This is a genomic window from Pseudomonas bohemica, assembly GCF_002934685.1.
In the GTDB taxonomy this organism is placed as follows: domain Bacteria; phylum Pseudomonadota; class Gammaproteobacteria; order Pseudomonadales; family Pseudomonadaceae; genus Aquipseudomonas; species Aquipseudomonas bohemica.
In genome coordinates this window covers 317323-331171 of record NZ_NKHL01000121.1, presented here as the reverse complement: position 1 = coordinate 331171, position 13849 = coordinate 317323, and the positions used below count along the sequence as shown (strand labels likewise).

Annotated in this window: 10 protein-coding genes and 2 pseudogenes; 6 read left to right on the top strand and 6 right to left on the bottom strand. The window is 58.6% G+C overall.

All coding sequences use genetic code 11. From position 1 onward, the window contains the following. Positions 1 to 49 precede the first annotated feature (49 nt). The gene (locus CE491_RS29035; protein ID WP_110951752.1) at positions 50 to 763 is read left to right on the top strand and encodes a PA5502 family lipoprotein; all 714 of its coding nucleotides are present in this window, start codon (positions 50 to 52) and stop codon (positions 761 to 763) included. A gap of 203 nt (positions 764 to 966) precedes the next feature. Here CE491_RS29035 and katE read toward each other — a convergent pair. Then, positions 967 to 3144: pseudogene (gene katE, locus CE491_RS29030) on the bottom strand (catalase HPII); the annotation flags it as partial. A gap of 363 nt (positions 3145 to 3507) precedes the next feature. Between katE and CE491_RS29025 the strand changes: the two are divergent. The 3 genes from CE491_RS29025 to CE491_RS29015 all read left to right on the top strand — a co-directional run bounded on the left by CE491_RS29025 (position 3508) and on the right by CE491_RS29015 (position 6030). Beyond that, a complete protein-coding gene (locus CE491_RS29025; RefSeq protein WP_110951750.1) occupies positions 3508 to 4515 on the top strand; it encodes a methionine ABC transporter ATP-binding protein in 1008 nt (335 codons plus the stop codon). After that, a complete protein-coding gene (locus CE491_RS29020; RefSeq protein ID WP_110951749.1) occupies positions 4515 to 5189 on the top strand; it encodes a methionine ABC transporter permease in 675 nt (224 codons plus the stop codon). Before CE491_RS29025 ends, CE491_RS29020 begins: the two co-directional genes overlap by 1 nt. 67 nt (positions 5190 to 5256) lie before the next feature. After that, complete coding sequence (locus tag CE491_RS29015) at positions 5257 to 6030, top strand: MetQ/NlpA family ABC transporter substrate-binding protein (RefSeq protein ID WP_110951748.1); 774 nt, start codon at positions 5257 to 5259, stop codon at positions 6028 to 6030. 151 nt (positions 6031 to 6181) lie between these two features. Here the strand turns inward: CE491_RS29015 and CE491_RS29010 are convergent, their stop codons facing one another. Beyond that, on the bottom strand, positions 6182 to 6814 hold the full coding sequence (locus tag CE491_RS29010; RefSeq protein ID WP_110951747.1) for an SCO family protein: 633 nt from the start codon (positions 6812 to 6814) through the stop codon (positions 6182 to 6184). Continuing rightward, positions 6811 to 6918: pseudogene (locus tag CE491_RS31425) on the bottom strand (heme o synthase); the annotation flags it as partial. The pseudogene CE491_RS31425 and the gene CE491_RS29010, both read right to left, overlap by 4 nt. A 313-nt stretch (positions 6919 to 7231) precedes the next feature. Here CE491_RS31425 and CE491_RS29005 point away from each other — a divergent pair. After that, positions 7232 to 7888: a hypothetical protein gene (locus CE491_RS29005; RefSeq protein ID WP_110951746.1), complete on the top strand. Its 657-nt coding sequence runs from the start codon at positions 7232 to 7234 to the stop codon at positions 7886 to 7888. Positions 7889 to 8039: 151 nt separating this feature from the next. On the opposite strand, the gene CE491_RS29000 is transcribed toward CE491_RS29005, so the two are convergent. The 3 genes from CE491_RS29000 to CE491_RS28990 form a co-directional block, all read right to left on the bottom strand. Then, positions 8040 to 9569 carry a SulP family inorganic anion transporter gene (locus CE491_RS29000; protein ID WP_110951745.1) on the bottom strand — a complete coding sequence of 510 codons (1530 nt, stop codon included), beginning with the start codon at positions 9567 to 9569 and terminating at the stop codon, positions 8040 to 8042. 137 nt (positions 9570 to 9706) lie between these two features. Next, positions 9707 to 10441, bottom strand: coding sequence for a carbonic anhydrase (locus CE491_RS28995; protein WP_110951744.1), 735 nt, complete (start codon positions 10439 to 10441; stop codon positions 9707 to 9709). Between the two features lie 334 nt (positions 10442 to 10775). Further along, positions 10776 to 11834, bottom strand: a complete 1059-nt coding sequence (locus CE491_RS28990) for a PA0069 family radical SAM protein (protein WP_110951949.1) — start codon at positions 11832 to 11834, stop codon at positions 10776 to 10778. Between the two features lie 263 nt (positions 11835 to 12097). Between CE491_RS28990 and CE491_RS30930 the strand changes: the two genes are divergently transcribed. Then, a complete protein-coding gene (locus CE491_RS30930) occupies positions 12098 to 13735 on the top strand; it encodes a PI-PLC domain-containing protein (RefSeq protein ID WP_234407705.1) in 1638 nt (545 codons plus the stop codon). Positions 13736 to 13849 lie beyond the last annotated feature (114 nt).

Below are 13849 nucleotides of genomic sequence, written 5' to 3'. Positions count from 1 at the left end.
ACTTATGTGTAGACTTGCTCGTTTTTTGCGCAAATAGAGAATCGCAGGAATGAAGCCGTTCGCATCCCGTTATCTGCTGCTTGCTGCATTTTCCATCCTGTTGGGCGCTTGCCAAAGCAAGCCCGTCGAACAGCCCGCCCCAGCCGCGGCACCCGACGCTTACCAGCAGCTGGAACAGAATATCGCCAGCAGCGAATTGGCCACCGCCGAAGATCAGCTCGCCGCTCTTCAGAGCAAGAACGCCGACGATCCGCGTCTGGAGCAGTACCAGCGTCAACTGGCCGAGGCCTACCTGAGCCGCAGTCAAATCGTGTTGCAAAAAGGCGACGTCAATGCAGCAGCTACCGCGCTAAGCCGGGCTCGTGCGCTGATGCCAAAAGCGCCGGCGCTGACCAGCGGCGTCAATGGCGCGATCGCCAATGCGCGCAAGGCTGAACTCGACAAGGCCGAAGCCGACCTGCGTGCTGCCGAGGCCAAACGCACCGCCAGGATCATCGACCCGAGTGTCGAGAGCACGACCATCGCGCTGAAGATCACCGATTCGAAGCAATTGCGTCGTCAATTGAACGACATCGCGGCGGACGTGACGGCGTTCAACTGCGACGTGACCGTTCAGGTGCCCCGTACCGACGACTACCCCTGGCTGGCAACGCTGCTGACTAAGCGTGTGACGAAGATCAATCCGGATTTCGAATTGCAGATCCAGCGTGAGATCGAGAAGAGCGAGCCCGCCCAGATCATTCTGAAACCCGCAAAGCTCTGATCGATTTTTGATCATAAAAAAGGCGTTGCCCTCGCGGACAGCGCCTTTTTTATTGGACCAATACGGTATTTTGTCGGAGCACGCTTGCCCGTGATAACGGCGTGCCAGCCACATCGCAACGCCTGGATGGACGCCATCGCAGGCGAGTGCGCTCCTACAAACTGAAACTGACCGACGCGCAATCCGCGCCGATCAGACCGTTCTTAAGCCGGAATAGCCTTGGCCTTCGGCTCACGCGCCCACACGCGATGCTGTTTGATCGCATCGAAGAAGGCCGCGAACGACTTGCTGTCCGAGACCGCGAGCAAGCCGGCATCGGTTTCCAGACGCAGCAAATCGATCAGTTCCTTCGCATCGCCTGCGTAGGAAATGGCCTTGAGGTGTTTGTAGGCCTCAAGCACATAGTGCAGCGCAACACCGTTGCCGCTCAGCGCCTTGACCGACGCCGCGCCACCTGGGATGAACACCGCATCGAAGACAATTGAAGGCAGGCCTTCGATTGACGCATCCACTGCCAACGTCTTCCCGCCAGCGGTTTTCACCGGAGCGGAGGTCGGACCAAGCACCTTGGCGTGAGCCGCTTCGGCCTCCAGCGCAGCCTTCATGGCCGCCACGGCTTTGTCGTCGACGCCATCGGCCACAAGAATCGCTACCTTGCGAGAAGCGATATCACCCGACAGCAGATTCACCTGGCTCAGCAACGGCGACTTGTCGACGGTTGGCTTACCAGTCTTCTGCGCCTTGACGGTAGGGCCTTTCGGCGCAGGCAGCCCAAGGTTCGCAGCAACGCGGCTGGCCAGGGTGAGGTCGATGTTGGCCAGAATCTCATTCACCTGACGCGCACGAATGTGCTCACGTTCCACCTTGCCCAACTCGAAGCTATACGCCGCGATAATGTGCTCCTTCTCGTGCTCGCTCATGCTGTTGAAAAACAGCGTGGCATGGGAGAAGTGGTCGGCAAACGAAGGGCTGCGCTCGCGCACTTTATGAGCCTCGACGCGCTCCTGATAGGTCTCGAAGCCACCGTCTTCAGGACCCGCAGGGGTCTCTTTCGGCCAGCCGCCGTCGATGGAATTAGGCTCGTATGAGGCGCGGCCTTTGTCGATCGTAATACGATGTTGCGCGTCACGCTGGCTGCTGTGGTTCGGCGATACCGGACGGTTGATCGGGATCTCGTGAAAGTTCGGCCCGCCCAGTCGACTGATCTGCGTATCGGTGTAGGAAAACAGACGCCCCTGCAGCAGCGGGTCGTTGGAGAAGTCGATACCTGGCACCACGTGACCGGGGCAAAACGCGACCTGTTCGGTTTCGGCGAAATAGTTGTCCGGGTTGCGGTTGAGCACCATCTTGCCCAGCGGCGTGACCGGGACCATCTCTTCGGGGATGATTTTGGTCGGGTCAAGCAGGTCGAAATCGAACTTGTGCTCGTCCTCTTCCGCGACGATCTGCACGCCCAGTTCCCACTCCGGATAATCACCCGACTCAATAGACTCCCACAGATCGCGGCGATGGTAATCGGTGTCCTTACCGGCCAGCTTCTGTGCCTCGTCCCACAGCAGCGAACAAGTGCCGTACTTGGGTTTCCAGTGGAATTTAACGAAGGTCGATTTGCCCTCGGTATTGATCATGCGAAACGTGTGAATCCCGAAGCCCTGCATGGTGCGCAGGCTTTTCGGAATCGCGCGATCGGACATGGTCCATAGCACCATATGCGCAGACTCCGGTACCAGCGAAACGAAGTCCCAGAAGGTGTCATGCGCCGAACCACCTGTAGGAATCTCGTTATGCGGCTCCGGTTTTACGGCGTGCACGAAGTCAGGAAACTTGATCGCATCCTGAATGAAAAACACCGGCATGTTGTTGCCGACCAGATCGTAGTTACCTTCGCCTGTATAGAACTTCACAGAAAAGCCGCGCACGTCTCGCACCGTATCGCCCGAGCCGCGCGGCCCCTGAACGGTGGAAAAGCGTGCGAATACCGGGGTTTTCTTGCCCGGATCGCGCAGAAATTCAGCCTTGCTCAGCGCCGAGTGATTCTCATAGCTCTGGAAGTAACCGTGAGCACCCGTACCGCGAGCGTGCACGATACGCTCCGGGATACGCTCATGGTCAAAGTGCGTGATCTTTTCACGCATGATGAAGTCTTCGAGCAGCGAGGGTCCGCGGCTACCGACTTTCAGGGTGTTCTGGTTATCGGAGACTTTCACGCCCTGGTTGGTGCGCAGGGCCTGGCCGGTCGCGTCGGAGCGAAATTGCTCAAGGCTGTCGAGCTTCTCGTTGGTGTTGCCACGATCGAGCGTGTCGGTGCCTGCCAGTTCGCTCTTGGGTGTCGCGCTCACAGGCGCAGTAGGTTTCTTCGTAGCCATCGGACAAAAACTCCTCGGTTCAGGCGGCTCTTTTCTCGTTCTTCGCGGGGAAAAATCGGTATGAGCTCGTTAAGCAGGGATTTCCCCGACAACAAACAGGGAAAATTTCGGCGCTTATGTAGTGACTGAAGATAAAAATAGCCGTTCCGTATTTTTTCAAACCTTTGGTCTAACGTTGCTCCTTTGCGCGTTATGACCGTTCGGCAGATAGCCCGCTAAATAAATGCTAAGAATTGCGGGCCCAACGCCGATCCGACAGGCTAAAATGCGCGCCCGGTTTATCCAGCCGAGGCGATAAGCGGCTCTGCTCACTGATCGCCCAGCAGCGTTGAGGTTTTTCACGCTGAACTTCTACCGCGCCCCCACAAGGTTCGCTACGTGATCGAGTTTCAAAACGTCCATAAAACCTATCGGGTTGCCGACAGGGAAATTCCCGCTCTGCACCCCACCAGCCTGCGGGTCGAAAACGGCCAGGTGTTTGGTCTGATCGGCCATTCCGGTGCTGGTAAAAGCACCATGCTGCGCCTGATCAACCGCCTGGAAGCCCCAAGCGGCGGCAAGATCCTGGTCGATGACGTCGATGTCACCGCACTGGACGCCGATGGCCTGCGCGCCTTTCGCCGTCAGGTCGGGATGATCTTCCAGCACTTCAATCTGCTGGCTTCCAAGACTGTGGCCGATAACGTCGCCATGCCGCTGACCCTGGCCGGGGATATGTCCCGCGCACAGATCGATCAGCGAGTGGCCGAGTTGCTGGCGCGGGTTGGTCTGTCGGACCACGCCAGGAAATACCCGGCGCAGTTGTCTGGTGGCCAGAAGCAGCGCGTCGGCATCGCCCGCGCTCTGGCGACCAAGCCGAAGATCCTGCTGTGCGACGAGGCCACCAGCGCACTCGATCCGCAGACCACCGCCTCGGTTCTGCAATTGCTGGCCGAGATCAATCGTGAGCTGAAGCTGACCATCGTGCTGATCACTCACGAAATGGACGTGATTCGTCGTGTCTGTGATCAGGTGGCAGTGATGGACGCCGGCGTGATCGTCGAGCAAGGCGCTGTCGCCGATGTGTTCCTTCATCCCAAGCACCCGACCACTCGCCGTTTCGTGCAGGAAGACGAGCAGGTCGACGAGAACGACATAAACAGCGACTTCGCCCACGTGCAGGGCCGCATCGTGCGTCTGACGTTCCAGGGAGAAGCGACCTACGCGCCATTGCTGGGTACCGTCGCTCGGGAAACGGGCGTGGACTACAGCATCCTGGCCGGTCGTATCGACCGCATCAAGGACACTCCCTACGGGCAACTGACGCTGGCCATCACCGGCGGCGATATGGACGCCGCGTTCGCACGCTTCACGGCGGCTGACGTTCACATGGAGATCCTGCGCTGATGGAAACTCTGGCCACGCTCTTTTCCAACGTCGACTGGTATGAAATCTGGGTCGCTACTGGCGATACCTTGATCATGCTTGGCATTTCCCTGGCCTTCACCGTGCTGCTGGGTCTGCCGCTTGGCGTGTTGATGTTCCTTACCTCGCCGCGTCAGTTGCTCGAGAACAAGCCGGTCTACGCGACCATTGGCCTGATCGTGAACATGCTGCGGGCGCTGCCGTTCATCATCCTGCTGATTGTGATGATGCCGCTGACCGAGATCATCACCGGCACCTCGCTGGGTATTCTCGGCACGCTGCCGCCACTGATCGCGGGCGCCACGCCGTTTTTCGCGAGACTGGTTGAAACCGCGCTGCGCGAGGTGGATCGCGGGATCATCGAAGCGACTCAGGCGATGGGAGCCTCCACCCGACAAATCATCGTCAAGGCTCTGCTGCCTGAAGCACGACCGGGCATTCTGGCGGCGATCACCGTCACCGCAATCGCGCTGGTGTCGTTCACGGCCATGGCCGGTGCCGTGGGCGCGGGCGGCTTGGGTGACCTGGCGATTCGTTACGGGTATCAGCGCTTCCAGAACGATGTGATGTTCGTGACGGTCGTATTGCTGCTGGTGCTGGTGCAGATCCTGCAAACAGTGGGTGACAGGCTGGTCGCGCACTTTTCACATCGTTAACTGAATTCGCCGGTCACTGGCCGGCCAGCGCGCGCCAACTGGCAAGCGCTACAAGGAGTAAATGTTTATGAAGAAGCTATTGGCCATATTCGCTGCGGTGGCCGCGCTGTCCGCCCACGCCGATGAAACCCTGAACGTCGCTGCCACCGCGGTGCCGCACGCCGAGATCCTCGAGTTCGTGAAGCCGACACTGGCCAAGGAAGGCGTAACGCTGAACGTGAAGGTCTTCAACGATTACATCCAGCCGAACGTGCAGGTCGATCAGAAGCGCATGGACGCCAACTTCTTTCAGCACCAGCCGTATCTGGATGAATTCAACAAGGGCAAGGGCACGCATTTAGTGAGCGTGGCGAAGGTTCACGTCGAGCCTTTCGGCGCGTATTCGGACAAGCTCAAGAACCTCGCGGATCTGCCTGACGGGGCGACGGTGGCGCTGCCGAACGATGCGACAAACGAAGGTCGCGCGTTCCTGCTGCTGGTCAAGGCCGGTTTGATCACATTGAAAGACCCGACCAGCATCACCGCTAAACCGAGCGATGTGCAGCAGAACCCGAAAAATCTGAAATTCCGCGAGCTGGAAGCGGCGACCCTGCCGCGTGTGCTGACCCAGGTGGACCTGGCGCTGATCAACACCAACTACGCGCTGACTGCCAAGCTCGATCCGACCAAGGATGCGCTGATCATCGAAGGTCAGGAATCGCCTTACGCGAATATCCTGGTCACCCGCGAAGACAACAAGGATTCGCCAGCCATCCAGAAGCTGGTCGCCGCGCTGCACAGCCCGGAAACCAAGCAGTTCATCGAGACCAAGTACAAAGGTGCTGTGGTTCCGGCGTTCTGATCACACGGCTCGCACAGGCCGAATTATTGTAGGAGCACGCTTGCCCACGAGTGCATCAGTTCAGGCACCGCAATGGTGTCCGGACAAACGCTCTCGCGGGCAAGCGCGCTCCTACAAATGATCCAGGCCAGGCGCTAAGGCTGCGCCGTTCTCACTTTCTCTCCACCAACGCCGGCAATTGCGCCACCAGCTTCTGGTTGTTCAACGGCGCGCGGATGAAGCCGCGTTGTCTGCCGTCGGGGCCGAGAAGGGCGAGGTTGCCGCTATGGTCGACGGTGTAGTTCGGCTTGCTGGTATCGGCGGGAATGAACGGGATACTCAACGCATTGGCCAGTTTCTGAATGGTCTCCACCGGCGCGGTCAGGCCCACGAACTGTTTGTCGAAGTAGCCCAGATACGTTTTCAATTGCTGCGGCGTATCCCTGTTCGGGTCGACGCTGACCAGCACCACACGAAGCTTGTCCACGGCATCTTTAGGCAGCTCACTCTTGATCTGGCGCAACTGAGCGAGGGTGGTCGGGCAGATGTCCGGGCAGAAGGTGTAGCCAAAAAACAGCAGCGTCCACTTGTCCTTGAATGCGTCCAGCGACACCGGTTGGCCGTCCTGATCCGTCAGTTTCAGGCTTGGCACTTCGCGGCTCTGAGGGAGCAGGATCACCCCGGCGTCGATCAACGCGGTCTGGTCGCCCTGGCCCTTGCCGGAGAGTACGCGGTTGACGGTCAGGCCCAGCACCAGCGCGACGATAGCCACGAGAATGAAAACGGTTTTTTGGGTTCGGGTCATTGATTCAACATCAGGTAGTGATCTATAAGCAGCGCGATGTTGATCGCGGCGTGCGGCCGGCTGCCACGGTACAACACCAACACCCTGGGCAGAAAGGGAATCCCGCGCTCAACGATGGGGTTCCAGGCGCAGCAGCACATGAGCCTATTGCCAGAAGCGGGGGGAGCCGGTTTCCAAACGCAGCTCATGGGGGCTGTTGGGCTGTCACACGTCTTGGTAAGCGATCCGCGGACTAGAGCGATGCGTACGTGCATTTGGTAAGAAATATCGGGCGCAAAGCAGGAAAGTGGCCTTTTAATAGCTGATGCACATAACCATGACGCTGTTATGACAATTACGTCTTAGCCGTCTTAATAAGCGAGCTAACGTATGACTTCCTATAATGACAGCCTGGTTTTATTGCCTTATGGAGCATTCATGAACACCGCCGCGTTGCGCGAGCAGATCACCCGAGCACAAGAACACGAGACCCAGACCGGCCAGCTACTGCGCCAACTCGAATTACAACTTCCCCATCTGCACCCTGCTATTCATCTCCCCGACGTCGACGCGCGGGGCGTGCTGGCGCGTTTCGTCATCGCTTACATCGAACAGGTACCGGACTTGCTGGATGCCGCCCATGATGTGGCGTTGCAAGCAGGCATCGAGGATCAGATCAAACCCGTACTGAAAATCGCCGAGCAGTTCTTCAGCGCGCCGCCAGCGATCATGGCTGGCCATGAAGGCCTCGACAGCCTGCTGGACGAGGCATACCTGGCGCACCGCCTGGTGGAGGAGGTGAATGATTTGTACATCGTGCATTTCGGTCAGCCACTGATCCCTGTGAACACCACGGTGGCCAGCGTCATTGCGCATCAATTGATCGGCGAAGAGTTCGCCAACCAACTGGACGAGGTGGTGCACCACGCGATCGACGAAATGCTGAACGAAGACAGCTTCTCGCTGGAGTCCGTTGAAGCGTACCGCGAGCAACTCGCCAGTCCGGATACAGAAGCTGCGTGGAAACGCTGGCCGAGCCTGTCCCGGCAACTGGGGGTCGGGCTTGAGATGGAATGTTCGAAGGACACACGCTAAAGATCTCATGGGGGCGATGCGACACGTGTGGGAGTGAGCTTGTTCATGAAGGCTGACGTCCAGACGTTATATCTGCTGTGGATGTACAGGCCATTCGTGAGCAAGCTCACTCCCACAAGGTGATCGCAGGTCAGATCAGGTTATTCAACCATCAATGCAACGCCGCCCCACCAATCGACGTCCGAATCCGCCCCTCGACACGCCGCCTGAGCAAGCGTTGCTCCAGCAACAATCTCGAGCCCTGCGCAGCGTTGGCGCGGCCCCATTCTTCCAGCAGTTCAAGGCAGGAGTGGTCGATATAGCTAAGGTTGCCCAGCGGCATGTGCAGCGTAGTGCCTGCCGGAACGCTGTTCAGGGCTTGGGCCAGCGCAGGCACCTTGAGAAAAGTCGCCGCACCGTTCAGACGCAGCTCCATCTCGCCCGCGGCTTCGAGGTCCACCAGGTTGATCTTCAGCCGCGATGCGTTCAGCGCCAGTTTCAGCAGCGTCAGACCGAACCCGATCAGTACGCCGGTCAATAGGTCCGTGAGGATGATTGCACTCGCCGTGGCGCCGTAGATGAACATCGGCATGCGGCCATAACGTCCCAACCCACGCAGCGCCTTGAGGTCCACCAGCTTGATGCCGGTATAAACCAGCACGCCGGCCAGACTTGCCACCGGAATGCTCTGCAGCACGCTGGACAGCAGCAGCACGAACGCCAGCAACCAAAGCCCGTGGAACATCGCCGACAATCGTGTTTTGGCGCCAGCCTGCACGTTGGCCGAACTGCGCACGATTACACCGGTCATCGGCAGTGCACCGACCAGACCGCAGAGCATATTGCCGACACCCTGAGCGCTGAGCTCCTTGTCGAAATTCGAACGCTGGCCGTCATGCATCCGATCCACGGCGGCCGCCGAGAGCAGCGTCTCGGCGCTGGCAATGAAGGCCACGGCAATGGCTGCGATCAGGATCGACGGATCCGCGAGATTCAGCAGGTCTGCCGGGCGGAGCCAGTCAATGGCTTCAGCGAGATTGGCCGGGACTTCGACCCGCTTGACCTCTAGGCTCAGCGCCAGGCTCGCCACAGTGGCGATACCCACGCCAAGCAAGGCGCCCGGCACGAATCGCAACGCGTGTGGCCGACGCTTTTCCCACATCCACATCACCGCAATAGTGCCAAGGCCCAGCATTCCGGCTTGCATGCCGCTGCCCGGACCGATCGCACCGAACAGCGTCTGCGGGAAGGCAATCAGGTTATCCAGCCCCGAGGGTCTGGGGCCGCTGTCGAACATCACATGAGCCTGGGATAACACGATCAGCACGCCAATTCCCGCCAGCATGCCGTAGACCACGGCGGGCGCCGTCACCCTGAACCAGCAACCAAGTTTGAGACGCCCGGCCAGCAACTGCAGCACGCCTGCCAGCAGTAGAATCGGCCCGAGCATCGCCATGCCGTGTTCGCGTACCAGCTCGAACACCAAGACCGCGAGTCCCGCGGCCGGGCCACTGACCTGCAAAGGCGAGCCGGCCAGCCACCCGACCACGATGCCGCCGATGATGCCGGTGACCAGTCCTTTGGCCGGGGGCATGCCGGATGCGATCGCGATTCCCATGCACAGCGGCAAGGCCACCAAAAACACCACCACGGAAGCCAGCAGCTCCCGTGGCAATAATGATTTGAGATCTGTAGTAGCCATGACCACTCTCCGGAGATTCTTCAGACGTGACAACGCCCTACGGCACACGCAAGGCGCGGCCGCTGTGAGCTTGAATGAGGTTGGAACCGTCAGTGGTGCCGCAGCTTCACGGGTGTCTCGCTGCGGTCAGCCGGTCTTCAATAACGACCGCGGGGGAGGGTCGCCATCGGGATCTTGTTATCGCCGTCCAATGGCAGGAAACCGTCCTGCTCAGCGTCGTAGGCGCGGATCTCGCTGGTCTCGATGTCGTAGACCCAGCCGTGGATGAACAGCTGACCGCTCGCCAGTTTCGATGCAACCGAAGGGTGAGTGCGCAAATGCTGCAACTGGGCGATGACGTTCTCTTCGGTGAGTACGTGCATGGTTTCATGCTCACCGGAGCAGCTGCAGTTGTCCTGCACCACGGTTTTGGCGACTTCGGCATGACGCAGCCAGGCTTTGACGGTCGGCATCTTCTCCAGCGTGTCGGGGTTGAGCACTGCGCGCATGGCGCCGCAATCGGAGTGTCCACAGACGATGATGTGTTGCACGCCCAGCGCAAGCACCGCGTATTCGATTGCGGTGGAAACGCCGCCGTTCATTGGGCCGTACGGCGGCACGACATTACCTACGTTACGGGTGACGAACAGATCGCCCGGCGAGCTTTGGGTGATGAGTTCGGGAACGATGCGCGAGTCGGCGCAGGTGATGAACATGGCTCGCGGGTGTTGGGCCGTCGCGAGCTTCTTGAACAGCTCTTCCTGTTGCGGGAAGACGTCATGGCGAAAGTGTTTGAAGCCGTCGACGATGTGCTGCAACGCCGCTTCGGCGGATTCAGTTTTGGCCGGGGCTTGAGTCGTCTGCGCCTGCGGTTGTTTCTCCCTGTTGCTCATGTCTCATCCTCTCTGTCGGATTGAAGTGGAGTTTCCAGTGATTCCCGTGGATGTCCCACCTTTTTCTGGCATGACGGACAATTCCATCCGTGCGCGACCAGCCGGTCACTTGCGAAATACCTTAGCGATAAAAACTTAATTGAAACTGAATGCATCGCTCTAGCTCGCGGCTCTGGCTTAAGAAAATCCAAAGCCCTAGCCCAGGCCAGCGTCCAGCGGCTCCTGTAGCACAGCTTGCCGGCGGCCGCGCCTGCGAGCTCGCTACCTCCGGTAACCCGTACCGCTACAAAGGCGGGCTGCGCTGCAGGTGTTTCAATTTAAGACGCCGCCCGAGTCACAACAACGACATCTGCCCGCCCGGTGGGCAGAACGCCTCGCAATCCAGTCTGAAGCTCTCGCGATGGTTCAGGCCGAGTTTCTTCACTGCAATACTGTAGCGTTGCGCCAGCAACTCGGCGAAGACGCCCTCGCCGCGCATCCTGGAGCCAAACCGGCTGTCGTACACTTGGCCGCCACGACTTTGCCGGACCAGACTCATCACATGCTCGGCGCGTTGCGGGTAATGCGCCTGCAGCCACTCCTCGAACAGCGGCGCGACCTCCAGCGGCAGTCGCAGCATCACGTAGCTCGCACTGAGCGCCCCAGCGGCCTTGGCCTCGGTCATGAGCTTCTCCAGCTCCATGTCGTTGATCATCGGGATCATCGGCGCCAACAACACGCCTACCGGTACACCGGCATCTCGCAGCACCCGAATCGCCCGCAATCGCGCTTTAGGCGCCGCCGCCCGCGGTTCGAGAATACGTTTGAGCTCATCGTCCAGCGACGTCAAGCTGATGAACACCGAGACCAGATTCAGCTTCGCCAGTTCAGCCAGCAGGTCCAGATCACGCAGAATCAGCGAGCCCTTGGTGATGATCGTCACCGGATGACGATAGCGCAGCAGCACCTCCAGCGTTGCGCGCGTGAGTTTGTACTCACGCTCGATTGGCTGATAAGGATCGGTATTGGCGCCCAGAGTGATCGGCGCCACGCTGTAGCCGGGTTTGGACAGCTGTTGTTCGAGCAGGGCAGCGGCATTGGTCTTGGCGATAAGTTTGGTTTCGAAATCCAGCCCCGGCGACATGTCCCAATAGGCATGGGTGGGCCGCGCGTAACAATAAATGCAGCCGTGCTCACAGCCGCGATAAGGATTTATGGAACGATCAAACGGGATATCAGGCGAGGAGTTGCGCGCGATGATGGTCTTGGCCGTCTCCAGCGTAACGGTGGTGCCCTGAGTCACCGGCACCTCCTGATACCAGCCGTCGTCTTCGGCCACCGAGCGATTCGGCGCAAAACGATTGTGCGGATTGGTCGCGGTGCCGCGGCCACGCGGGGGCAATGGAATAGACATGCGCGCCTCTGGATAACTGTTCATGCATACAGTATCGCACCCACTGCGGGCGTTCCAGAGCCAGGCACCTGCTTCGCACACCCTCGGACAGGCGGTCTGCGCGCGAGCGGACTGACGCCTCAAGCCAGGTAACAATTCCAGCAAGTTTGCTCATAGCCGGTTTCAGATATCCCGCTGATACTCTCGCCCACCTCCAGCAAAGAGGTCACCCATGAAACAGCCTCAGCGCACGAAGCGCTGATTGAATGAAAAGGATTTCAAACATGAACCGACTTCAAAGATGCGCCGGCCTCTTCGGCGGCCTTCTTGCCTTACTCATCACAGCCAATGCGACCGCTCATCCTCTCGCTCAGAAAGACTTGCCTTTTGACCAACTCAGTTGGGTCACCACTCACAACTCATATGAAAAGATAAACCAGAACCTCAGGGAAATTCCGCAGCAGCTGAACGACGGCGTTCGTGGGTTCATGCTGGATCTTTATCACGATGACAAATATCCAGACCGTGACGCCATTCGGGTCTGTCATAAAACGATCTGCTATGGCAGTTTCGCCAATCAGCTCGGCAACGAAATTCTGCCTTTCCTCAACAACGGCAGTGAACTCGTCACGCTTTTCCTGGAAACCTACGTTACCCGCGACCAACTCCAGAGATTCTTGAACAGTTTTCCTCAAGTGGCCGATGTAGCGTTCGATCCCGATGACTTTCCCGCCAGCAACTGGCCCACGCGTAGGCAGATGGCGCAAAAAAATCAACGTCTAATTATGTTCACTGACAAATCCGAAGTCGCAGGTACTTACACCGTGAACGGACGGCGCATCAAGGTGCTTTTTGACCAGGACTGGCTTGTGCAAAACCATTGGAAGACCTTGGGGGCAGTGGCTTCCAGCGTTTTGGCCACACACGATTTTTCCTGTCCGACCCGGTGGGCCAGCCTGCCGCTCTCAACCGCCAAAGTGGATGCACGCACGGGTAAGCAGTGGAATCGCCTGTTTCTGATGAATCAGTTTCATTACGCGACATCGACCATTCCGGATTCGGCCAAATACGATAACAACCTGACCTGGCTGATGCGCCGCACGGCAAATTGCGGCACCACACCCAACTTCATCGGCATCAATAACTATCGCAATGGCGATACTCTCCCTTACACCCAGGCGCTGAGCCAGGGCGGCATTTACCTCTGGGAACAGAACAATGCCAATACGGAAGGCGATACCGTATGCGTTATTCCCCGTCGAGCCCAAACCCTGAAGCTGCCAGCGAACGGATGCGAAAATGATGAAGCCCGGTCCCTTTCGCTGTCAGGCATTGATAAAGGCACGCGCATCACGCTCCTCGACAGTGCGAACGGCAACCGTGAAGACGACCACCTCATCATCGATGTAATACGAGACATCAGTATCAATGAAAAAGTGGTCATCGGCTCTCTGGAACGAAGCCTAACCACTGACGCTTATCGAGCGGTTTATGTCCGTAACAACGGTTTGGCGGGCAAAGTCTCTCGCGTGGAAGTTGGAATCACACCCGCCGACTTTTCAGATGCATCCATTGCCATGTACGAAGGCAATAACGCGACACAGAACCTGGACTGCGTCGTGCCGTTTCATTACGCCCACAACGTGAAGATGAGGAGTAACGGCTTCGGCTGCTCGAATGACGAGATCCGCTCGGCCAGAATAATCAAAGCCAAAGCGGGAACGGAATTCACGTTGACCGGCCATCCGGATGGCAACTTCGGTCAAGGCAGAACGCACGTCATCGTGCGGCGGGACATCACAGCGCCTGTGGTTATCCCAAGCTTTGACCGTTCGTACCAGGATCAGCATGTGAAAGTGACGAACCACAGCAAGGGTATTGATGGAAAGATTTCTTTTGGCTACTTCTACGGCAGCCGATAAGCCATCCCGGGGGCGGTTCAGACGTGCCCCCGGACCTGCCTTCAGAAAGCCTGTCAGAAGCCCCGGTCTCACGAAGTTTTGACATCTGCCTCACATCGCCTTGACCTCGGCCCA

Excerpts from the sequence above, each read along its gene's own strand:
- CE491_RS29000 (WP_110951745.1), bottom strand. The coding sequence starts at position 9,569 with ATGGCTACTACAGATCTCAAATCATTATTGCCACGGGAGCTGCTGGCT.
- CE491_RS30930 (WP_234407705.1), top strand. The coding sequence starts at position 12,098 with ATGAACCGACTTCAAAGATGCGCCGGCCTCTTCGGCGGCCTTCTTGCC.
- CE491_RS29035 (WP_110951752.1), top strand. The coding sequence starts at position 50 with ATGAAGCCGTTCGCATCCCGTTATCTGCTGCTTGCTGCATTTTCCATC.
- CE491_RS28990 (WP_110951949.1), bottom strand. The coding sequence starts at position 11,834 with ATGTCTATTCCATTGCCCCCGCGTGGCCGCGGCACCGCGACCAATCCG.
- CE491_RS29010 (WP_110951747.1), bottom strand. The coding sequence starts at position 6,814 with ATGACCCGAACCCAAAAAACCGTTTTCATTCTCGTGGCTATCGTCGCG.
- CE491_RS28995 (WP_110951744.1), bottom strand. The coding sequence starts at position 10,441 with ATGAGCAACAGGGAGAAACAACCGCAGGCGCAGACGACTCAAGCCCCG.
- CE491_RS29020 (WP_110951749.1), top strand. The coding sequence starts at position 4,515 with ATGGAAACTCTGGCCACGCTCTTTTCCAACGTCGACTGGTATGAAATC.
- CE491_RS29015 (WP_110951748.1), top strand. The coding sequence starts at position 5,257 with ATGAAGAAGCTATTGGCCATATTCGCTGCGGTGGCCGCGCTGTCCGCC.
- CE491_RS29005 (WP_110951746.1), top strand. The coding sequence starts at position 7,232 with ATGAACACCGCCGCGTTGCGCGAGCAGATCACCCGAGCACAAGAACAC.